Consider the following 19,655-nt stretch of genomic DNA (forward strand, 5'->3'; position numbering starts at 1 on the left):
TTTTTCACCGTTTCAGTGTATGAGCCTATCGCTTTACAACCAGAAACGGGATTTCAAAAAAACGGCAGAGCCGAAAGGGAAACCACAGCACGAAAAAGGGCAGTTGCGTTTTGTTGTACAAAAGCACGATGCGTCAAGCGTGCACTACGATTTTCGCCTGGAAATGGAAGGCGTGCTCAAGAGCTGGGCAGTGCCCAAAGGCCCCTCTTGTAACCCGGCTGATAAACGGTTAGCCATGATGGTGGAAGACCACCCGTTTTCCTATCGCAATTTTGAAGGTGTCATTCCTGCAGGCGAATACGGTGGTGGAACGGTGATCGTGTGGGATGAAGGAACCTATGTTCCTGCCAACGCAGAGGGCAGTTCAAGAAAGGAGCAGGAAGCTTTGTTGCTGCAACAATTGAATCAGGGGAAAATCAGTTTTGTTTTGCATGGCCAAAAATTGCAGGGTGAATACACACTTGTGCGGATGAAGGGCCGTGGTGAGAACACGTGGATGCTGATTAAAAAGAAAGACGAATGGAGTGGTACGGCCGATATTACACAAAACGAAGTATCGGTAAAGACCGGGAAGACCCTGGTAGAAGTGGCGCTTGCCCATGGCACCACTGTCAATCACCCGAAGGAATCAAAAACAAAGGCAGCGCAGGCTGCAAAAAAAGCAACGCCTCCCCCACCGGTGAAAGTCGCGGCAAAAAAAACAAAACAGCAAAAACTTTCGCCCAAAACCAAAGCACTTTTGAATGGCTACGCAGCGCTTGCCGAGCCGGCGGAAATGCCACAAAAAATCCTTCCCATGCTGGCGACACTTGTTGACGAACCGTTCGACAACAAGGACTGGATTTTTGAGATTAAATGGGATGGCTACCGTGCCTTGGCATATTGCGACGAGAAGAATGTGGAACTGGTGTCCCGCAACCTGAAAACATTTACACAAAAATATGCCCCGGTAGCCGGTGCGCTGGCCGGCCTGAAGCTAAACGCGGTGCTGGACGGGGAAATTGTTGCCGTGACGGAAAACGGGCTGGCCAATTTCCAGCTCCTGCAAAACTGGCAAAACACTCCCGTGCACCTGCAATATTTTGTATTCGATATCCTATGGCTGAACGGCCTTGACATCACCAGGATTCCACTACACCAACGGAAAAAAATCCTGCGGGAGATCATTCCTGCCGAACACGAGGTCATTCGCTACAGCGATCACGTGGTGGGCAAGGGAAAACATTTTTTTGATGCCGCCCTGCGCCAGGGTCTCGAAGGCATCATGGCAAAAAGGGCCGACAGCGTTTATCAATTCGACACCCGGACACCCGACTGGGTAAAAATAAAAGTGGCTCGCCGCCAGGAAGTGATCATTGCCGGCTACACGGAACCCCGGCGAACAAGAAAGTTTTTCGGCTCTCTTTTGCTGGGTGTTTACGAGGGGAACGAACTGGTTTATGTGGGCCATACCGGCAGCGGTTTCAACACCCAAAGCCTCGAGCAGATTTACAAACGATTGCAACCCCTGAAAACGCCTGATTCGCCGTTTGCAAAAACACCGAAAACCAATATGCCGGCAACCTGGGTAAAGCCACAGTTGGTTTGTGAAATTAAATTCACGGAATGGACAACCGACCGGCAGGCCCGCCATGCAATTTTTATGGGATTGCGGGATGATAAAAAAGCAAAAGACGTCACGTTTGAAAAAAGCACAACCATGGCCAAGAGTAAAACCACCGCGAAAAAAGCAGCGCCTGCAAAGAAAAAAGCGGCTCCAAAAAAAACAGCGAAGACTGCACAAAAACGCAGCAGGACCCAAAAAACGTCCGGCCTGAAAGCTGACCCAGACACCGATAGTGAGCAAGTATTGCCGTTGGACGGGCACGAAATAAAACTCACCAACCTGTCAAAACTTTACTGGACAAGGGAGGGTTTTCGCAAAGGCGATGTCGTGAACTATTACCTGCAGATGGCACCGTTCATTTTGCCCTACCTGCTCGACAGGCCACAGTCGCTCAACCGGCATCCGAACGGCATTGCAGCGCCCAATTTTTTCCAAAAAGACGTGCGGGGAAAAGTACCGAACTGGATCGAAACCTTTGAAGAATTCAGCGAGTCGACTAACGAAACAATCGAATACCTTGTTTGCAGTAATGAAGCGTCACTGATCTACATGGCCAACCTTGGCTGCATTGAGATCAATCCCTGGCATTCCCGCAAGCAACATTCGCTGCAGCCCGACTGGTGCCTGATTGACCTTGACCCGGACAAAAGCAATTCGTTTGATGAAGTGGTGGACGTGGCAAACGTTGTAAAACGTGTTCTCGACAGCGTGGGTGCCAGCGGTTGTGTAAAAACATCCGGCTCTACGGGCATGCACGTTTACATACCGCTGGGTGCGAAATACGATTTTGAACAATCGAAACAACTGGCCGAAATCCTGGTTTCAATTGTCAACACCGAGCTTCCCGAGCTAACCAGTATGGAGCGGTCGCCGGCGAAACGCAAAGGGAAAATTTACCTGGATTTTTTACAAAACAAAGAAACCCAAACAGCCGCTGCGCCATACTCGCTTCGGCCCAAACCCGGCGTACCTGTATCGACACCGCTGGACTGGAGCGAAGTAAAAAAAGGACTGACTCCTACAACCTGGAATGCCCGGAACATTTTCGACCGTGTAAAAACCGAAGGCGATCTGTTTGCTCCCGTGCTGCAAAAAGGAATAGATTTGGAAAAAGTTCTAAAAAAATTACAGGGCCTCAGCCAATAGCTATGCATCCATCCATTCAAATTTTTGACGAAGCCGCACACCAGGCGATTCACACGGACATTGACATTGAAACACTCGTTGCTGATTGCCAGTTCACCGAAGGCCCGGTTTGGGAAAGCGAGGGTCATTATGTTTTCAGCGACATTACCGCCAACATCGTGTACAAAATGGTGCCCGGCCAGAAAAAAGAAAGTTTTATTTCGCAGAGTGGAACCGCTGATCCCGCGGATGAAGATCTGAAGCCCGACCAGGTAGGGTCTAACGGGCTGGCCCATGACCTGGAAGGCGCTTTACTTGTGTGCCGGCATGGCAGCCACATGGTGGCCAGATGGAAGGACGGTCAACTGGAACCGTTTATCACGAACTACCTCGGCAGACCATTCAATAGTCCCAACGACATCATCGTAGACAGAAGGGGCCGTGTCTTTTTCTCCGATCCACCATATGGACTGAAAAACGGGCAACTGAACCCCGCAAAATTTCAACCGCTTGGTGGCGTTTATTGCTTTGACAAGGGAGAGCTTTCGCTCATTTGCGACAAATACCAGTACCCCAACGGCGTTTGCATCACACCCGACGGCCGGCAGCTTTACATCTGCTCCAACAAGCCCGTGGAAAAATTTATTTCTGTTTACGATCTGGAGACACTGCAGTTCCAAAAAATCCTGGCCGAGGAAAACAGCGACGGTATCAAGTGCGATCCGAAAGGAAACGTTTACCTAAGCAACAAAGACGGAATTCTTGTGTTGAACAACGAAGGCAGGCGCCTTGCCCTGATTCAGTTTCCAACGGTCCCGGCCAACCATTGCTTTGGCGGTGCGGAACGGAAAGATCTTTTTGTAACCGGAAGAGAACGTGTGTACCGGATAAAAAACCTGTTGCGCTAGTCTTCTTTTCGGGGAAAGTGTTGTCTGACAAATCCTTCCTAATTTTGAGCCCATGCTACAAATCAGTAACCGTGGGCAGCAGATGCCACCCTCTCCCATCCGTAAATTGGTACCTTACGCCGAAGCGGCAAAAAAGAAAGGCATCAAGGTTTTTCACCTCAACATTGGTCAGCCTGACATTGAAACGCCTCCGTCGATCCTGGACGCCGTTCGCAAAGCAGATATCCCGGTGCTGGAATACAGCCATAGTGCCGGTAACGAAAGCTACCGCCGCAAGCTGGTGCATTATTACAAATCAGTTGGCATCGATGTGGCCTACGACCAGATCCTGATCACCACCGGCGGTTCGGAAGCCATTATGTTTGGCTTTTTTGCCTGCCTTAACCCGGGCGATGAAGTCGTTATTCCCGAGCCTTATTACGCCAATTACAACGGCTTTGCCGTACAGGCGGGAGTAACCGTCGTGCCCATCACGTCTCGTATCGAGAACGGTTTTGCACTGCCGCCGATCGCAGATTTCGAAAAGGTCATTACCCCGCGAACAAAAGCGATCGTGATCTGCAGTCCCAACAATCCCACGGGCTATTTATACAGCCGACAGGAAATGGAAGACCTGAAGACCATTTGCATAAAATACAACCTGTTTCTTTTCTCCGATGAAGCCTACCGTGAGTTTAGCTATACCGGCGAAGCTGTTAGCGCCATGCATCTCGACGGCATGGACGAAAACGTCATCGTGATGGATACGATCAGCAAACGTTACAGCGCTTGTGGGGCACGATTGGGTGCCTTTGTCACCAAAAACAAAGCGGTCTACGATACGGCCATGAAATTTGCACAGGCCAGGCTCAGTCCTCCGGGCCTTGCGCAGATCATGGGCGAAGCTGCGGTGGATCTCCCGGCTTCTTATTTCGACAAGCCGAAAGCGGAATACCTGGAAAGGCGTAACCTTTTGGTCAGCCGGCTGAATGCCATGCCCGGTGTCTTTTGCCCGAATCCGGGTGGTGCATTTTACGCTATGGCCAAACTGCCGATCGACGATTCGGACGCTTTCTGCCAATGGCTGCTGGAATCGTTTTCCTATGAGGGAAAAACGGTGATGCTGGCACCGGCAACCGGCTTTTATGGCACACCGGGTCTCGGGAAAGATGAAGTGCGCCTTGCCTATGTGCTGAATGTGCAGGACCTCGGCGAAGCGATGGATTGCCTGGAAAAAGCACTGGAGCAATATCCCGGAAGAACGGAGATTGTCCAGACAGAGAAAGTAATGAGCACTGTGCAATAAGCAATAGTGAATGCGCAGAAGCGATTGATAGAATTCCAACCCCGGTCATTTTGCCGGGGTTTTTTGTTTGCTTTTTACCCAATGTGTCCAACCCGATTTTCAACGAAGCAAGGGCATAATAATTGCAAAATCTTCTAGAGCCAAAGGCAATTCTTTCATTACTAAAAAAATAGCAACATGGCGAATACAGAAAATTATGGTAGCTGGCATGCTGAAAATGAGTTTCAGCCGAATGAAGCGGGCGGCGTTGTCAACGTCGGTCAAAATGAACGAATGATCTCGGTTGGACTGGGCGCATTCCTGCTCTCGTCCGGCCTGAATAACCTGACCCGTCATCCCATCCGCGGTCTTCTGCGCACAATGTTGGGAGGCGCCTTGCTTTACCGCGGCGTATCGGGTCATTGCCCGGTTTATTCCAGCCTGGGCAAAACCAAGGATGTCAGCCACACACCGGCGATTAACATCCGCACGGGTCTCATTGTAAACAAGCCGAAAGAAGAAGTCTATGCTTTCTGGCGCAAGCTTGAAAACCTACCTCTTTTCATGAAACACCTGTCGAGTGTAACGGAGATTGACACCAAGCACTCGCACTGGGAAGCCGATGTTCCGGGTGGTATCGGCAAAATAAAATGGAACGCCGAAATTGTAAAAGAGGAAGAAGGTTCGCTTATCGGCTGGCAGTCGATCCCCAATTCGATGGTGAACAATGCCGGTAAGGTTACCTTCCGGGATGCCCTGGGCGGCGAAGGAACAGAGCTGGATATCGTCATCACGTATCATGCACCGGCCGGCGAACTGGGAGCAGGTATCGCGAAAGCCCTGAATCCCGTACTGGAAAAAATGGTGCGGCAGGATATTATGAATTTCAAAGACTACATTGAGACCAAGCATGTTTCTTCGTCCAATGTATCGACTGCTGGTGGCAGCAACCGGAACGACAACCCAAATATTCTTCGCACCGAAAAGGAAAGCGTGGAACAGGGAAGCAGCAGAATATCCGGAACCACCAATGGTGATGGCATCTGATTTTTTGATTGGTAAATAAAAAGGCGGCTGAAAGTTTCGGCCGCCTTTTATTTTATGGAAGGCTTGAATTTTTCCCGGCTAAAACCTGTACATGCTAAACCATCGCTTACATCTTCCCTGCGCTACTTTTCGCTTGCTTTGGAAAATACAGTAGCAATAGGATCAGGCTAGTCCTTCCTTCGCCATGGTGGTTGGATTTAAGAGGTTTTGAGTTGGTAATACAGGTCGTTCCAGCGGAGTTCCTGTTTGAAGCGGTAGAGGTCCGTGTCGCGGCCGATCTTCACATGTTCGATGCCGGCCATGTCGGCAAAGTCTCCCAGGTGGGTGGCGGCGATCGCCTGGATCCTGGCAGGTGTGGTGGGCACCGCCAGCCAGGATCCAGGCCGCACAGCCGGTCTTCATATCCGGCAGCGGTTTCCAAAGCACCCGTGCTGCGGGCAGTTTAGGCAGGTCGTGCTGCGGCGCTACGGCCTCCACTTCGCTGACCAGCAGGCGGAAACGGTTGCCCATGTCCATGAGCAAGGCATTGATGATGGCCGGGCCACCGGCGACATTGAACACCAGGCGCACCCGGCCGGCTTTGCCGCCACCACCTGCCTGAGTGTCTCTTCTCCATAAAGGTGCTGGCTCCCCGTGACAAACCATACCTCCAATCGCTTTAAATCTTCCATGACAATAGCGTTTTGTCAAAATTTATTTCTGGGAAGTCGACGTATTGTTACTGCGGGTAATGATGTCGATGTCCTGTACCTGTTGCGGAAACCATACGGTCATTTCTCCTTCACCGCGGTTGGCCCAGGCATAATAAGGGATTAGCGTAACCGGCCTGGCACTAGTAGCCACACTGGTTTTATCGCTGCTTACCTGTACTACAGGAGCTACTGTCCTGATCACAACCACCCCGTTTAGCATTTCCGGTTTTACTTCCTGGTTATACCTGGCAGAAGCGGGTAAAAGAATGTTGGCGGCCCTGCCGCCGTTGTCAATGGCCTCGGCACAGTAAACCAGCGGACCGCGTTCAACCGCCACTTTCCCCGCGTCTGCGGCCAGCTTTTCATTTGCCGTCACCGTTCTTACTTCCATCGGCAAATCGACCTTCACCACATCGCCGTTTTTCCATTTGCGGTTGAGCACTGCATAACCTTTTTGGATCGTATAGTCAACCGGCTGTCCATTGATCCGGATGGCCACCTTGCCAGATGCCGCACCAGCAAACTGATAAAGATCAGACGGCACGACCTGATCCTGTGCCCATCCCGGAATACGTAGCAGCAAATTGAACGGATCCGCCGATTGGGGAGAAACCACAAAGGTCAATGCACCATCCCAGGGATAATTGTTTTGCTGCACAATAGAAACCGGCTTGTTGTGCACAATTATTTCCGTTGTGCTGCTAGCAAAAAGATTGACATAAACATTGTCACCTTCCTGCGCATACATATACCCCGGCACAGACGGCAGCAAACGCACAAGATTGGTAGGACAGCAGGAGCACTCAAACCAACCGGCACGGCTTCGTTCCAATGCAGGATGCGTATAGCTGTTCTTCACTTCCATGGCATTGCTGTAAAAAAAACTCTTTCCATCAAGACCGAGCCCCGAAAGCAAACCATTGTAAAGACTTCTTTCGAGTACATCGATGTACCTGGCATCACCGTGCAAAAGAAACATGCGGTGATTCCAAAACACGTTGGCAATGGCGGCACAGGTTTCATTGTAGGCCGTTGCATTGGGCAATTCATAATTATCGCCAAAGCGTTCGCCACCCGGCACCGCACCAACGCCACCGTTGACATAAAACTTTTTTGACACCATGTTTTCCCAAATGCGGTCGATGGCCTGTACCATTTCCCGATCGCCGGTGAGAGCGGCGACATCAGCCACGCCGGAATAGAGATAGCCGGCACGCACCGCATGCCCAACGGCTTCATCCTGCCCGGTCACGGGCTTGTTGTCCTGCCAGTACGAACCGTTGCGAAACGGGTCCTTGTTTTTGGTGTCATAGCCATCGTAATGGCCACGTGCCTCGATGAAATCTTTTGCGGTTTCGAGGTATTCTTTTTTACCGGTAATGCGATACAGTTTTACCAGGCCCATTTCCACAATTTCGTGGCCCGGTGCAACATGGCGTTTGCCGGGGCCAAATACAGAACAGACCAGGTCGGCATTTTTCAGCGCAATGTTGAGCAGGGATTTTTTGCCGGTGGCATAATAGTGTGCCGCGGCTGCCTCGTACAGGTGGCCGGAATTGTACAACTCGTGGCTCATATCCCGCTCCTTTTCCCATCGCTCTTTGCCCGACCATGCATGCGGATGTGCAGGGTCAATGGTGCGGGACGTGTAGAGGTATCCGTCGGGCTCCTGTGCCGCACCAACTTTCCGGATCAGTGTATCCATATAGGCTTCGAGCTTTTTATCGGGGAAAAGAGCCAGCGAGAAGGAAGCGCCTTCAATGGTTTTGTAGATATCGGTATCGTCGAATGGGAACTTGGTGCAAAAGCTCCCGCTCCGTGCGGCGGCCATTTCAAAATTCTTTACACGGCCGGTGTTCTGGCAGCGTTCGAACGAAGCAGGAATAGTGACGGCATGGTTGGTTTTGAGACGGGGCAACCAAAACTGATCCGTAAGCTTAACCCTGGTAAAGTTCACCGCCTGGATGCCATAATCTTTTTGCTGGGCAAATATGGCGGTGGAAGCAGTCAGACAAACCAATAAAAAAAACTTTTTCATAAGCAAATCTTTATTTCATTTCAGAATAATAGCAAGTTGAATTTTCTTGTTTCCAAGCCTTCGTTTTTAACAGCGCCAGGTGTATTCACATTGTGCTTGAGGTTCGGGTTTGGGTTGTTGAACAGCAGCTGCTATCCAAACCAGGAACATCTTTTTTGCGACGCCATAAGAATAAACGTGAAACTAACGATTATTATGTAATTCCGTCCTGGTCCGAGAGTGTCGTTTTCCCATTCAAAAACACTGACCCATTCCGAGCTTCCCCTTGCCCTGGCGCTTTTAGTGCTTGCAGGGTGAATAGGAATTTGGAGAAAGCATGCCCGTTTCCACGGGTTCAAGGATGGTTGTACGGATCAAAGAATGGTTGGATGAACCGGGAAAGCGCTGGGTTTCCAATTATAGGTCACCTGTCACCGGCCATCCTTTTGCATCCCAGGTTAATTTCCGGATGCGCAGTTTGGACTTCCCGCCATCAGCCGGATCGTAACCGTGGTAAACGATATAGTCTTTGCCACCGGCGGAAAATACTCCGTTGTGACCGACACCGTACCAGTTTTTGTCACCCTGCAAAAAAACAGACCCTCCACCGTTACGCAAGGCCACGCCGTCTTTGTCAACATAGGGGCCCTGCAGTTTTTTTGAACGACCGATGATCACTTTGTACGTACTCTTTTCTCCCCTGCAGCAGTAATCGATGGAAGCAAAAAAATAAAAATAAGCGCCCTTTTTGAAAATGAATGGTGCCTCAATGGCATTGTCCCCAGCATTCGCGGAATGGTTGTCGGCCACTGCTTTTTTTCCTGAAATATCTTTTTTACGGCTGGCCACTGTTGGAATGTTGTCTATTTCTTCAGCCGGCAGAAGAAAATCCCGGGTAAGCTTCACCAGTTTCAAACCATCCCAAAAAGAGCCAAATACCAGGTATCCGAGCCCTTTCTCGTCCACCACCAGGTTCGGATCAATCGCATTCCAGGGTGTTTTACCTGGATAAAATTGAATGACACGGCCATGATCGACCCAACAGAAATCCGGTGAAGCAGAATCCAGGGTTTTGTTGGTAGCGACACCAATGGCCGATGTTTTTTTCCGAACGCGGAAACGGAATAATAGAGATAGTATTGCCCATTGTGAAAACTGATGTCCGGCGCCCAGATATGACCTTTAAAATTCGGAATGGTGTCGACCGCCCATTGCGGTGCCCTGCCAAAAACCGGCTCTTCCTTCTTCCAGTTTTGCAAGTCCTTCGACGACCATACCGCGATCCCAAACCCGGTACAAAAAAGATAAAAGGTGCTTCCCTCGTTGATCATGACCGGGTCGTGAACAGGCACTTGCCCCATTGGCAAGACAGTTCCGGCAGGTAGTGGACCCTGCGCCAAGAGCGCAAGATTCCAAAGAAGAAAAAAACAGGTCACCAGCCGCTTTATCACGTTTTAAATTTTAATCGATCACAGATCAGATATGCATTCAGCCGGTTGACTGTACGCTAAGACACAAAGATGTATTTCTTCACCATTTCAGTCAGGGAAGTATCGCCGGGTTTGTATCCAACCTGGAATATTTCATTAGCAGGAATGATTCCTCATTGTCCTGGCCACGCAAGCCACTCATGTGCCGCAACACATGTGTCTATAAGCCGAACAGGAAGTTGAAATAAAACTGCGTTGTTTCTTCGGAATGGCCCACCATGGCCCGGATCAGGAGCACGTTAGCAGGCAAAATGTAAATACCGCCGCCATAGCCATCATGCCATTTGGTGGACGACTCATTCGGCATCCATACACGTCCCACATCATTAAAGCCGACGATTCCAAAAGAGCCGGGAAACAGGTAGGATGTGAAATCAAAAAGCTTCACCCGCAATTCAGCATTGTGAAACAGCATGGACCGGCCGGTAAAGCGGGACGTATTAAACCCACGAAGCATGCGCATACCGCCCAACTGCATCATTTGGTAAAAAAGCGGGTCGCCTGCGGTTGTGCCGGCACCTACCCGGTTGACCAGTACAATACCGGAATCCTTGCGCAAACGGGTATAAAAACTCAGATCGGTTTGCAGCGCACCAAAGGTTCTGCTGTCACCCCGCAGTTGCGTCATTGCACGCAGGTCGGTAATCCAATGAATGCCGTTGGCCGGCAAAAGAGAGTTACGTCGCGTATCCACTTCCAGCCCTGCGCCGATGCCAGCGTGCACCCGGTTGGTAAAGACTTTTTCATCGGGATGTGTGCGGTTGTATTCACTCAAAAACCGCGACTTGTTATTGTCCGGCGAACTGTAATAGTACTGTGCCGCCAAGCCAGCGCTCCAGGCAATATGCTGAGTCATATAACGCTTCACCCGCAAGTCTGCATGTACGATGTCGATCAGGTTGCGATAATACAGGATATTTTTTCCGTTATTGTTCCCGGCCGGAAAATACGTTTCGTTACCTGTGCCAAAAAAATTCTGCAGGTTTCTCGGGCCCACCGATACGATTTTGAAATTGAGACCGCTCTTGCCAAACACATGGCGCCAGTCGGCTTCGTAGCTAAAGGCAAACGAGCCACGCGAAGGTGAGTAACCGCCAACGAGCTGATGACGCGACGCATATGGTTCTTTGCGAAAACCATTTTTTTGCCAGATCCAGCCAAGACTCATCATCGCACGCTGGTCGATGTTGTAAAAAAGGGAGAAAAAAGGCATCGACCGGTTGTAGCGGAAACTACGGCGGTCAAAGCGGTTGACATTTGTATCAGCGGCCGTTCGAATCAAAGCAGGGCCTGCATAACTATTTTCCTGGTCGCTGCGGTCGTAGATCAGCAGCCGGTGTTTATTCGGATCTCCGGCATTGACCTCAAAATGGTCGTTACCGTCGCCGCCAATCATTCGCACTTTGATTGGAGAGGATTCACTTCCCTCCACCCGGAACGAGTCATCCCCACCCAACCCATACAGACGAATCTCCTTTGTTACGGCAGGATCAAATTCCCGCCGATATAAAACAGCTTCTGCATTTCCGGCCGAAGCTATCGTCACAAGAACATTACCACCGGGTTTATGCTCAACAGCCACTTGTTCCGGGCCCGCTGTTGCCGGTATATCAACGGTATTTGCCAGGAAGCGGTAATAGGTCAGCGCATCCTCTTTAAGATTGTTACGCCGGTTTTTCAGCGTTTCAATGATATGCTGCCCCGTTAGTGCATACACGTTTTCCGGCATTTGCCGGACAGCAGTTTCCAGTACATCGTCGGTGAGTTTTTTTTGTACGAACTCGATCTCTTCGTTCCACTCATTGGCGGTTAAGGCCGTCAAAAAATAACGGTCGAAATACCGGTTATTGAAGTTGTAAATAGCGATGTTCCGGATATGGTTGTCGAAGCCCTGGAAGCGGGAGTTTTGGTACTGCTGCGATACCAGCCACGGAAGGACGCCGCTGGTATTGTAAAACACGTAATCCCGGTCGAAGGGCACCGGGCTGAAAATAATTTCGCCGCCCTGTTTTCTGGCTTCCCATCGCCACTGTCCCTCGTGGCGGTCCCAGTCGCCAAGCAAAAAATCGAGCAAACGTGCCCGCAACACCATGCGCTGGTTGATCCGTGACCGGTTGTCGGTCTCAACCTCCATTTGCACCTGTTCGGTATTGATGGTGCGAAACGTATCGATAGCGCCTCGTTCTTCGAACAGGAACACGCCGTTGCCAAATTCAGACCGGTACTGTCCCAGTGCAGGATCGTCGGCCACATAAACAATCTGCGGGTTGGTATGGACCAGGCCAAGTGCATTTGCAAATGTTGGTACTGTAAGTGCACCGAAAGGATGGACGGTCACAACCTGGTCCTGGAGAATTCGTTGTGCAATGGTGTTACGCAAATAGTCGGGAAGCCGGCGCTCGGGATATTTCTGCACGCTGCGCAATACCCATTGCTTACTGCTTGCGTCCCGCAGGCGGAGCGACCGGGTTTGAAAACCGCCGCCCAGTTCCAGTGGCGTCAGGCCACCTTTTTCTTTACCCAGGTAAAGTATTTTTAACGGTACCGGGGCGGCCCATATTTTCCGGTAACCTGTGCCCAGCCAAAATCGATGAAAACTGCCCACGCTGTCATAAGAAGGCGCAATGGCGACAACTCTGGTTTCGAAAGGAGGGTTTTGTTGCGCGACTGCCGGCAAAGAGAATAAAACGAAAAAAAAGACGAGGAGAAAACATTGACTACGGTAAAAAGATTCCGGGTGCAAAATTCGTTTCATACATGTTGAGTTTGGTCTCGGTGACGTTTTGCACGGGGCAGTTGGTGAAGACGACAGTTTTCCATGAAGTGCGGAAGCGAAGCGATGGTGTGTTTCTGGACAGGAAAGCGACAGGACACTTGCAGCAGTTCTAACGATCACCTGTATGTTGCTTTAAGTTACACTAATTTGCGATAATCGACACGGATGAATGCAGATCGTAATGCCACCTGCCAACGACGCACCGCGATATGCACGTTTTCAATCTCTGGAGACAAACGGCTTTACCCCTTCTGTCCTTGCTACCCTGCTAATTAATTTTTTTCCGCCATCTGCCTATAGGGACAGAGCACGACAGAAAACAAGCGGCGGACGACTTCAGGATTTTTATCAATAGCCGGGTTAACAACCATCAGCGTCAGGGTCAAAAAACGACCGTAGTTCTGTCACTTAAACCTATAGTTTATGCCTGCAAAAGCATTTCAGGCGATGGCTGTCACCGCCATCAGTGCACTTAGCCATACGGTTTACCATGCTGAATCCCACAAGCAAAACGAAAACGAACCCACAGGTCTTCAGGCAACGGCTCCCGTGTCGGCAATAAAAATGGTAACTGCAAAAAGGAAAATTCGTCAACAACGTTCGCCATCAATATCCCCAGCTATTGCAACCCGGAAGAAAAAACCCGGTAAAGCAAATCCAACGTGCACGGCGAATGCGATGTTGAATAAAAATTGTAACGGAAAGACTACCATCTGGACCATTGCTGGATGTCTTTTATCGGACGATGGAGCGGCACTGTTTCTTAGGTTGAAAGATTGTGGACCGGCCAATTACAAACAGCCGGCAGCCAGGTAATTTTCGTAGTGATACAGAAAGATTTGTAATATTAAAAAATGCCGCTTTTATTTACAGCCCGAAAACGTACTGTTTATGAAAGCGAACAATCCGACGCCACTGGATATTGAGACATTGATTCTCCAAAAAGCAGCCCTTCATTACAGGGCCATTAACCATAAACTTCGCCAGCAAATCCTGCAGCTTCTCCATAAGAATGGACGCATGATGGTGACCAACATTTATGTCAAACTTCGCATAGAACAATCGGTTGCCTCGCAACACCTTGCCATTCTGCGGAGGGCAAAGCTGGTTAATTCAGAAAGAGAAGGGAAAAGTATTTTTTACAGTGTCAACTACCAGGAAATAGAAAAGCTTCACAAGGTAGCCGCACAGCTCACAAAAAAATGATCCGCAAGCGGTCGCTTTTTTTCCGATCACCGAACGAGTAAATCGTTGCAGAAAGCCCATTTGCCATCGCATGGCAATACCTTCTTATTGGCCATTGTTTCTATCTGGCCGTCATTTTCTATTACTCCAAATTCGACAATCGGCAAAAAGGGCTTATTTGTAGGTGACCAATTGAACCGACAACAGCCTTATCTAATTTCGAAAACAGTACTACCCTAACCAGCCGGCAGCCGGCTGTTGCATTTGTTATTGGAGAAGGTTATTTTTATGCGATACTTTTTGCCTATGGTTTGAACAACGGAAAAAATAATTTTTCTTCTGCTTGTTCAAACCATTTTCAAGAACGTCCGCAAACAGGTCTCACCATGCAAAAGGTAACACTCAAGTTTAAGTCAAGCAAACAGCTTTGGGACTTTAAACAGGGAATTAAGGCCCAGGACGTTGAAATCAACCTGCGAAATTGTACAATCACCTGCAACTGCTCGGAAAAAGAAATCTCCCAAGCCATAGAAAAATTTGGTGCGGAAGTCGTTTCCGGATCATCTACGCAATAATCCCGTTTAGAAGCCATAAAAAAGGCGACGCATTCGTCGCCTTCTACTGGAGAGATCTCATAAGCAAATTACTTTCACCGGAACAAGTCTATTTTTATCACCTCACCAATTTGGTGATGCTGCTGATGTCGATAGAAGCCAGAAAATCATCGATTTCCTGGAGTGTGCAGGATTTGATCAACCGGATGCGATTGGGAGTTGTACAGGTCACTTTCACATAAAAGCCATCTACCTGGTAAAGCAGCAATTGGATGTCTTCGACCTGCTGGTTTAATAAGAGTATCCCACGGAGTTTCAGGAGCACTTCCTGCACGTTGTGCGATACCGCACGAAATTGTTCAATTGTCATTTTTCACGTTTAGCAAGTCTTCACGGAAGCCACGGACCCTGCGTTCGATACACAGAAAAGGTTGATAAACAACAATAAGTTTTTAAAGATAATGTTTTTGTTTAATGAATAACAAATGAAGAAAGAAAAAAATTTGACAGATATTTCGGGGAATAAAAAAAGCCCTTTGTAGAAACAAAGGGCGCAACCAAAACTAACTGCTTATAAGATAAGACAAAGGTATTGTTTGTTCGTTGTAAAAAAGAATAAAAGTTGCTTAACCGCGATCATTTTTTTCACATTGAATTTTTAGTTGATGAAATTTAATTGAAAAGATTATCCTTTACCTTCCACCCAAGGCCATACGACCCGTTTTGCAAAGGCTGCGCGGCTATAAAAAAATTTGCACATACAATTGTAAAAAAAAGTCCCCTGGCAGAGAGGGGACATTCAGTCATAGACAGACTGGGTTAATCTTTTCGAATGGCTACGGAATGAATAAATGGTTGCCGCTTTTACAGGGTCAGAAACTATATATGAAGCGGGCTTAAACGTTTTCACGGGGCAACGACACAAAAAACGGGCTTCTAACGGAATAAGAAGGGCAAGCAGCAAAAAAGTTTAATCGCCTGTATAATTTCCTTTTAGAAACGTGTTTTTACGCCCCCGCAGGTTGAATGATGGCCCCGCTTTCAAAGCAGCAATCACCTCCACCAACTTCTATAATCCGTCGTGGAGCCTGGAGGTCAGCGTCCGAATGGTTTCGGAGAGAACAGGCTGCATATTTAAAGGCTGTCCAACTGTGCGGCTTCCGGCCATTCTGTTCGATTTGAATCACCAAGCAATTTCTCCAATCCCCGAAATGCCAATCGCTCAATTTCATTTTCCGTGTGCCAAAAACCAGGTGCCTGAATAAAGTCATGTATTACAACATGGCCAGTGCCGTTGTTTGTTATCCAAAAACGACAACCTGTAGGATTATTTGACAAAAAGAATGTATTTTTTCAAAGAATGATGTCTTCTTTGCAACGTTTACTTATGTTTACAACATTGGCTGAACATTGAATTTTCTTTACCCGACAAGCGCCTATTCTCTCATGACAAATTACGCCGAACATTCCCCAATACTGGTTGCCATCGACTGTATCATTTTCGGATTTGATGGAAATGACATCAAACTGCTGCTTATTAAAAGAGGTTTTGCGCCGGCAAAAAACAAGTGGAGCCTGATGGGAGGCTTTTTGCTTCCCAATGAAACGCTTGACGAGGCGGCCAACCGGATCCTGAAACAGTTGACGGGCCTCGAAGGCGTCTACCTCGAACAACTAAATGCCTTCAGTGCAGTTAACCGCGACCCCGAAGAGCGAACGATTTCCGTCGCCTATTTTGCCCTAATCGATATTCATAAATACGAAAAACAAATCTCCGATCAATACCATGCCGAGTGGTTCTTGCTTTCGCAAAAACCAAAGCTGATTTTCGACCACGATGAAATGGTCGCGCTGGCGCAAAAACAACTCCGCTACAAGGCGGCACTTCATCCAATTCTTTTTGAACTGTTGCCCGACAAATTCACGATTCCACAACTCCAGAACCTGTACGAAGGCGTTTATGATACGGTTTTTGACAACCGGAACTTCACCCGTAAACTGTTGTCGACCGGCCTTTTTGTTAAGCAGGCGGCAAAAGACAAGTCCACATCCAAAAAGGGAGCGTTTTATTACAAGCTCGACAAACGCAAATACAAGGTAAAGCAGGCGGCTTTCCTGAATTTTGTTCCGAAGGCCGACAAATTTCTTTAACCGTTTTCACACAAGACTAAAAGGGAAAGCCCTCGTTTTGCCTGAACGATTGCAACGGAAACCGTTGGACACGCTTTTCGTTCGGAAAAATTTAACTGTAGAATTGACATTTTTATTTGAAAGCCGTATATTTAAACTTACAGAGACTTTTCTCATGAAGCAGTTTTCTTAAAGCAGTCAATGCCTGCTGTTTCCACAGCAGGCATTCTTTTTTCCTTTCCGTTCCGTTCTTCACATTACGATCTATCGTTGTTACCCATTTGACAGGAAGATTCTAGGATATTTCTGCTATCACGCAGTCCCAATATCGCAATCCCCAACAGGCTACCGAAGCGAAACGGCAGAAGCGTCTTCTCCTATCTCAATTGGATTGAAGGGCAATTGTGGCCAGTGGCAAGCCGGCTGCCTTTGCAGTCAGGCTGATTGTGCCTTTGGATTTCTCCGTTTTTACCACAACCAGGCACCGGCCCTGCCATGCTTTCCGTTTCGGTTGCTGGTAGCTTTCGAGGCTAACCGGATTGGCATTGCCAATACCCACAATTTTTCCGGGCCCGCTGAGAGTAAACTGAACCAGGTTGGTTGCTTTCGGATTCCGTTTCCCTTTACTATCCAGCAATTCAACAGTTATATAGGCTAGGTCCTGGTTGTTGGCCACCAGTTTTGTGCGGTCCGCCGTCAGCTTTATTCGGTCCGGTGTTGCTGCAGTGCTCAAATCCATTGTCTTTACCTGCTGCCCATTTCGGTAGCCGATCGCTTTCAATACGCCAGCCTTGTAAGGAACATCAAACACTGCCATGTATCTGGTTGAGCGGTCGGTCCGTTTCCGGCCTATCGACGTTCCATTTAAAAACAATTCTACCTCGTCGCAGGAAGAGTACACGTTCACCTGCAGTGGCTTGCCTTCATAACCCTTCCAGTTCCAGTCGGCTACTACATCGTCCCAATGCCATTTGCTCCAGGATTCGCGGTTTGGATTTGGCTCGAACGATGGCTGCGGCGGTTTTACGAAAAGGGAAACCTGGTTTTCTTTCCACAAGGCATCGCGGTAATAGGACTGCGCACGCTTCCAGCCGCAGATATCGATATCGCCGCAATAGGCAAGATTCCAAGGGTAAAAATTAGCGTATTGGAAATACCCCCGCCAGCCAATCGACGCTTCACCGATATAGTCAAAGGCTGTCCATACAAAATCACCAATCACGTACGGGTGATCTACGACTTCCATCCAGGCGCCAAAGGCTTCCAGCGGGTAGGATTCTGTGCCAACGATGATCCGCTGCGGTACCCGCTCATGATCCACTTCGTGCAAACTGTTGGTATTGTGATCGCCACCAAACGCATAATTATAGCCCGCTACATCGAGGGCAGCGAAATAAGGGTCCTTATCCGGCTGAAGCCCGTTTACCGCCGACGTTACTGCCCTTGTCGGGTCCAGCTTTTTGATGTAACCGGTCAGCATTTGTGCAGTTTGCACGCCTTCCGGCCGTCCCCTTTCGGGAATTTCATTTCCAATACTCCACAGGAAAACAGACGGATGATTGCGGTCCCGCAGCACCATGCTTTCCACGTCGCGCTGCCACCAGTCCTTGAAAAAAAGATGGTAGTCTGCAGGATTTTTTCCTTCGCTCCACATATCAAACGTTTCATCGATCACCAGCATGCCCAACCGGTCGCAGGCGTCCAGGAAGGCTGGTGATGGCGGATTGTGCGCCGAACGAATGGCATTGTAACCGGCGGCCTTGAGCAGCTCCACCCTGCGTTCTTCTGCCCTGTCGTAAGCTCTTGCGCCCAAAGGCCCGTTGTCGTGATGCACACAACCGCCTTTGATCTTCAGGGGATGACCGTTTAGTTGAAAACCGTTTTTTGCATCGAACGAAAGGGATCGGATACCAAAGGCCGTTTCGGTGCGATCTGTTATTCCAGTTCCGGTTTGAACCTCTATAACCGCTTTGTAAAGGTTTGGCGTGTCAATCGACCAGCGTTGCGGGCGATTGACGGAAACATCCTGTACCACCTCAGTAAATTGTTTTTTGCCCACAGAGCGTTTGGTCTCGGCCCGTGCAACTTCCGTCCCTTTTGGATCGATGATCCGCGTGACGACCGTTGCCGCGGCATCCGCCTCACCGTCATTGCGAACGGTTGTTTTTATATTGATAGCGGCAGAATTTTCTGTTACCTGCGGCGTATTCACGAAGGTGTTCCAGTGGGCCAGGTGCACCGGGTTGGTCACAATCAGCCATACGTGCCGGTAGATTCCCGAACCACTGTACCAACGGCTGTTTTCCCCCTCGTTGCGCACTTTCACGGCCAGCACATTTTTGCCATCAACGTTCAACTGGTCAGAAATGTCGTACCAAAACGACGTATATCCATAGGGATGCGTTCCCAGGCTTTTGCCATTGATCCATACATCGGCGTTCATGTACACGCCATCAAACTGGATGATCGTCCGCCTGCCTTTCTGCGCCGCCGGCACGCGAAATGTTTTGCGATACCATCCTGTTCCTCCCGTGGTAAATCCTCCACTCACCTGGCTGATGGCAGCCGGACTGAAAGGCGAGGAAGTACCGGGCAGGTCTTCAATACTCCAATCGTGTGGAAGATCTATCCTGCGCCAGTTTTTGTCGACAAAAGAAGGGCTTTCGGCACCCTGTGCACCACCGCGGTAAAAGCGCCAGTCGTTGTCGAAAAGAAACGTGCCGTTTGTGTTTTGTGCAAACGTGCTGATAGGGATCTGCAGCAGGAAAACGATGAGAAATTTCTTGTTCATCTGATAGTGATTTTTGGCAAAACCATTACGTACCAAGCAAAAGAAAAAGCCACGAAACATTTTTATCATA

The 19,655-nt window shown here is 49.0% G+C and carries 14 protein-coding genes and 3 pseudogenes; 9 read left to right on the top strand and 8 right to left on the bottom strand.

Annotation, left to right across the window (positions count from 1 at the left end; translation table 11 throughout):
- Positions 1-19 precede the first annotated feature (19 nt).
- The 4 genes from ligD (at position 20) to D6024_RS20055 (ending at position 5,950) form a co-directional block, all read left to right on the top strand.
- Positions 20-2,752 (top strand): DNA ligase D, encoded by a 2,733-nt coding sequence (gene ligD, locus D6024_RS20040; RefSeq protein ID WP_121356542.1) that lies wholly within the window; start codon positions 20-22, stop codon positions 2,750-2,752.
- Positions 2,753-2,754: 2 nt separating this feature from the next.
- Positions 2,755-3,639, top strand: a complete 885-nt coding sequence (locus D6024_RS20045; RefSeq protein WP_121356543.1) for an SMP-30/gluconolactonase/LRE family protein — start codon at positions 2,755-2,757, stop codon at positions 3,637-3,639.
- Positions 3,640-3,691: 52 nt separating this feature from the next.
- On the top strand, positions 3,692-4,924 hold the full coding sequence (locus tag D6024_RS20050; RefSeq protein ID WP_121356544.1) for a pyridoxal phosphate-dependent aminotransferase: 1,233 nt from the start codon (positions 3,692-3,694) through the stop codon (positions 4,922-4,924).
- Between the two features lie 177 nt (positions 4,925-5,101).
- Positions 5,102-5,950, top strand: coding sequence for an SRPBCC family protein (locus tag D6024_RS20055; RefSeq protein ID WP_121356545.1), 849 nt, complete (start codon positions 5,102-5,104; stop codon positions 5,948-5,950).
- A 405-nt stretch (positions 5,951-6,355) separates the two neighbouring features.
- Here the strand turns inward: D6024_RS20055 and D6024_RS27325 are convergent.
- The 6 genes and pseudogenes from D6024_RS27325 to D6024_RS20075 all read right to left on the bottom strand — a co-directional run.
- Positions 6,356-6,520: pseudogene (locus tag D6024_RS27325) on the bottom strand (L-arabinose isomerase); the annotation flags it as partial.
- A gap of 44 nt (positions 6,521-6,564) precedes the next feature.
- Positions 6,565-6,621: pseudogene (locus D6024_RS27635) on the bottom strand (hypothetical protein); the annotation flags it as partial.
- A gap of 22 nt (positions 6,622-6,643) precedes the next feature.
- Positions 6,644-8,680, bottom strand: coding sequence for a glycoside hydrolase family 127 protein (locus tag D6024_RS20065; RefSeq protein WP_121356546.1), 2,037 nt, complete (start codon positions 8,678-8,680; stop codon positions 6,644-6,646).
- A 396-nt stretch (positions 8,681-9,076) separates the two neighbouring features.
- Positions 9,077-9,832, bottom strand: a complete 756-nt coding sequence (locus tag D6024_RS27330) for a family 43 glycosylhydrolase (RefSeq protein WP_317125279.1) — start codon at positions 9,830-9,832, stop codon at positions 9,077-9,079.
- A pseudogene (locus tag D6024_RS27335) lies at positions 9,817-10,020 on the bottom strand (family 43 glycosylhydrolase); the annotation flags it as partial. The gene D6024_RS27330 and the pseudogene D6024_RS27335, both read right to left, overlap by 16 nt.
- Before the next feature lie 289 nt (positions 10,021-10,309).
- Positions 10,310-12,904: a BamA/TamA family outer membrane protein gene (locus tag D6024_RS20075; RefSeq protein ID WP_121356547.1), complete on the bottom strand. Its 2,595-nt coding sequence runs from the start codon at positions 12,902-12,904 to the stop codon at positions 10,310-10,312.
- Between the two features lie 2 nt (positions 12,905-12,906).
- On the opposite strand from D6024_RS20075, the gene D6024_RS27465 reads away from it, so the two are divergent.
- The 4 genes from D6024_RS27465 (at position 12,907) to D6024_RS20090 (ending at position 14,685) form a co-directional block, all read left to right on the top strand.
- On the top strand, positions 12,907-13,038 hold the full coding sequence (locus D6024_RS27465) for a hypothetical protein (RefSeq protein ID WP_262670735.1): 132 nt from the start codon (positions 12,907-12,909) through the stop codon (positions 13,036-13,038).
- 310 nt (positions 13,039-13,348) lie between these two features.
- On the top strand, positions 13,349-13,741 hold the full coding sequence (locus tag D6024_RS20080; protein ID WP_121356548.1) for a hypothetical protein: 393 nt from the start codon (positions 13,349-13,351) through the stop codon (positions 13,739-13,741).
- 75 nt (positions 13,742-13,816) lie between these two features.
- Positions 13,817-14,131 (top strand): ArsR/SmtB family transcription factor, encoded by a 315-nt coding sequence (locus D6024_RS20085; protein WP_121356549.1) that lies wholly within the window; start codon positions 13,817-13,819, stop codon positions 14,129-14,131.
- Between the two features lie 290 nt (positions 14,132-14,421).
- Positions 14,422-14,685, top strand: a complete 264-nt coding sequence (locus D6024_RS20090) for a hypothetical protein (protein ID WP_162944901.1) — start codon at positions 14,422-14,424, stop codon at positions 14,683-14,685.
- Between the two features lie 97 nt (positions 14,686-14,782).
- Here the strand turns inward: D6024_RS20090 and D6024_RS20095 are convergent, their stop codons facing one another.
- Positions 14,783-15,034 (bottom strand): hypothetical protein, encoded by a 252-nt coding sequence (locus tag D6024_RS20095; RefSeq protein ID WP_121356551.1) that lies wholly within the window; start codon positions 15,032-15,034, stop codon positions 14,783-14,785.
- A 1,076-nt stretch (positions 15,035-16,110) separates the two neighbouring features.
- On the opposite strand from D6024_RS20095, the gene D6024_RS20105 reads away from it, so the two are divergent.
- The gene (locus D6024_RS20105) at positions 16,111-16,815 is read left to right on the top strand and encodes an NUDIX hydrolase (protein WP_121356575.1); all 705 of its coding nucleotides are present in this window, start codon (positions 16,111-16,113) and stop codon (positions 16,813-16,815) included.
- 361 nt (positions 16,816-17,176) lie between these two features.
- Here D6024_RS20105 and D6024_RS20110 read toward each other — a convergent pair whose 3' ends face one another.
- Positions 17,177-19,585, bottom strand: coding sequence for a DUF4982 domain-containing protein (locus tag D6024_RS20110; protein ID WP_121356576.1), 2,409 nt, complete (start codon positions 19,583-19,585; stop codon positions 17,177-17,179).
- Positions 19,586-19,655 lie beyond the last annotated feature (70 nt).

It is taken from the genome of Flavisolibacter nicotianae, from assembly GCF_003628535.1.
Taxonomy (GTDB): Bacteria; Bacteroidota; Bacteroidia; order Chitinophagales; family Chitinophagaceae; genus Flavisolibacter; species Flavisolibacter nicotianae.

Bases quoted from the DNA above. Each gene is read 5' to 3' on its own strand.
- D6024_RS20065 (WP_121356546.1), bottom strand. From the start codon at position 8,680: ATGAAAAAGTTTTTTTTATTGGTTTGTCTGACTGCTTCCACCGCCATA.
- D6024_RS20050 (WP_121356544.1), top strand. From the start codon at position 3,692: ATGCTACAAATCAGTAACCGTGGGCAGCAGATGCCACCCTCTCCCATC.
- D6024_RS20075 (WP_121356547.1), bottom strand. From the start codon at position 12,904: ATGAAACGAATTTTGCACCCGGAATCTTTTTACCGTAGTCAATGTTTT.
- D6024_RS20055 (WP_121356545.1), top strand. From the start codon at position 5,102: ATGGCGAATACAGAAAATTATGGTAGCTGGCATGCTGAAAATGAGTTT.
- D6024_RS20110 (WP_121356576.1), bottom strand. From the start codon at position 19,585: ATGAACAAGAAATTTCTCATCGTTTTCCTGCTGCAGATCCCTATCAGC.
- ligD (WP_121356542.1), top strand. From the start codon at position 20: ATGAGCCTATCGCTTTACAACCAGAAACGGGATTTCAAAAAAACGGCA.
- D6024_RS20045 (WP_121356543.1), top strand. From the start codon at position 2,755: ATGCATCCATCCATTCAAATTTTTGACGAAGCCGCACACCAGGCGATT.
- D6024_RS20105 (WP_121356575.1), top strand. From the start codon at position 16,111: ATGACAAATTACGCCGAACATTCCCCAATACTGGTTGCCATCGACTGT.
- D6024_RS20080 (WP_121356548.1), top strand. From the start codon at position 13,349: ATGCCTGCAAAAGCATTTCAGGCGATGGCTGTCACCGCCATCAGTGCA.
- D6024_RS27465 (WP_262670735.1), top strand. From the start codon at position 12,907: ATGTTGAGTTTGGTCTCGGTGACGTTTTGCACGGGGCAGTTGGTGAAG.
- D6024_RS20095 (WP_121356551.1), bottom strand. From the start codon at position 15,034: ATGACAATTGAACAATTTCGTGCGGTATCGCACAACGTGCAGGAAGTG.
- D6024_RS20085 (WP_121356549.1), top strand. From the start codon at position 13,817: ATGAAAGCGAACAATCCGACGCCACTGGATATTGAGACATTGATTCTC.